This is a genomic window from Paenibacillus sp. P4_E11 (assembly GCF_056401635.1).
Genome location: NZ_JBFUIX010000389.1, coordinates 1 through 1,923, shown reverse-complemented (window position 1 = coordinate 1,923; position 1,923 = coordinate 1). Strand labels below are relative to the sequence as shown.

At 45.7% G+C, this 1,923-nt stretch carries 1 protein-coding gene; it reads left to right on the top strand.

Features of this window, described 5'->3' with window-relative positions:
* The coding region (locus AC1DWB_RS34345) for a cadherin-like beta sandwich domain-containing protein (protein ID WP_477545558.1) at positions 1 to 1,923 on the top strand (1,923 nt) is incomplete at both ends.

The window sequence follows — 1,923 nt, the reverse complement described above, 5'->3', positions numbered from 1 at the left end:
GAGTGGATTGCCTATCCCTGAAAATATGGTCTATTCGGGAAATGGAAGTACGGGTGGAACACCTCTAATCGGTAAACTTTATACGCAAAATCAAGTCATAATTGTAGACGATAAACCAGGAAATTTAGTCAAGACAGGTTACACTTTCACTGGATGGAATACGAAAGCAGACGGTAGTGGTGATCCGTATCTACCAGGACAATCCTATACGATAAGAGCGGACACAACATTCTATGCGCAGTGGTTGGGTCACCCTCCTGTCCTAACAGCAGATACGACGAACAATGATAATAGAAGTCCGATTGAGATCATGTTCACGGATGATGGAACATGGGGCGCTGCGATCACGGAAGTAAAGAATGCGGGTATCTCAGTGTCGGGAGCAACTTACACCGTCAGCAATGGGAAGATCACGATCAATGCTGGTATTCTGGCAGTAGGTACCCATACGATTACAGTAATGGCACAAGGCTATGAAACTGCATCGGTACAACAGACGATTGTACCAAGCTCGAGCTTGAGCGGCTTGATTGTAAGTACCGGTGCGCTGAATCAGGTATTTGCCGAGACAACAACAAGCTATACGCAGAGTGTAGCGAACAATGTTACGAGCCTTACGGTCACGCCAACTGTGGCAGATCCAATGGCAATGGTGGAAGTATCTGCCAATGGAGTAACGGGCACGAACATTCAGCTCAACGTAGGGGCGAATACCATTACAGTGACTGTAACGGCATCGAATGGCTCGAAGAAAGTGTACATAATCATTGTCACAAGAATGAGCAATAATGCGCTGCTTGCTAGCTTGACTGTAGATCAAGGCACGTTATCACCGACATTTACGTCAGAGAATCCGACTTATACGGTAGATCTGCCGAACACAGCTTCAAGTCTCAATCTTAACGTAACTATAATGGACACAAATCAAACCATTTTGGCGGTGGGAGCCGATCAAATCTCTGTAACTAACAGTGTGTATGCCTTAAGTGCAACCAATTTAATAGTAGGGCCTAACCCTATTGAGTTGGTGGTAATCGCGGAAGATGGCACACGCAATCCGTACCATATCACTGTGAATCGTGCAGCAAACAGTAACGCTGATTTGGGCAGCTTGACGGTATCGAGCGGTACGTTAAGTCCCGCATTCGAATCCGGGATCGGGTCTTACACCTCTAGTGTGGACAATAGTATATCTAGTCTAATTGTCACGGCTAGTACGCATGACAGTAACGCCACGATAACTGTAAATGGAAAATCTGTAGTTAGTGGTCAAGCGAGTGGAGCTATTAGTCTGAATGTAGGAAATAATCCGATTACTATCGTAGTCACAGCACAGAATGCTACAACGAAAACGTATATCGTTACGGTGACACGAGCAACAGATCCATCCACACCATCGGGTGACGGCGGCGACGGCGGCTCATCCACACCTACGGATGGCAAATTAACGCTTCCTCCAGGTCAATCGGGCCAAGTTAGCTTAGGAGATGCGGTTACGGTCTCTATTCCGACAGGCGCTTCAAGTAAAGAGCTGAAAATAACGATAAGCAAATTGTTAGATACGCAAAATCTTGTAACGAATAAACAAGTTCTAGCAACCTCGATCTACGAGATTCTGAAGAACTTCCCGGAAAACTTCACTAAACCAGTTACGCTGACTTTTGTTTTCGATCCAGCAAGCGTGAAGAAAGATCAAACGCCAACCGTATTCTATTATGATGAAGTGAAAAAGGTATGGGTGGAAGTCAAGGGCGGTAAGATCAACGGAAATAGGATTAGCGTAGAGGTCGATCACTTCACGAAGTATGCGGTATTCTTAGTAGATTCAACAGCTGTTGTCCCCGTACCTGAAAAACCAACGGAGCCCGACACAGAAGTTAAATTTAGCGATATCGCGGGACATTGGGCGCAGGCAAGTATTAA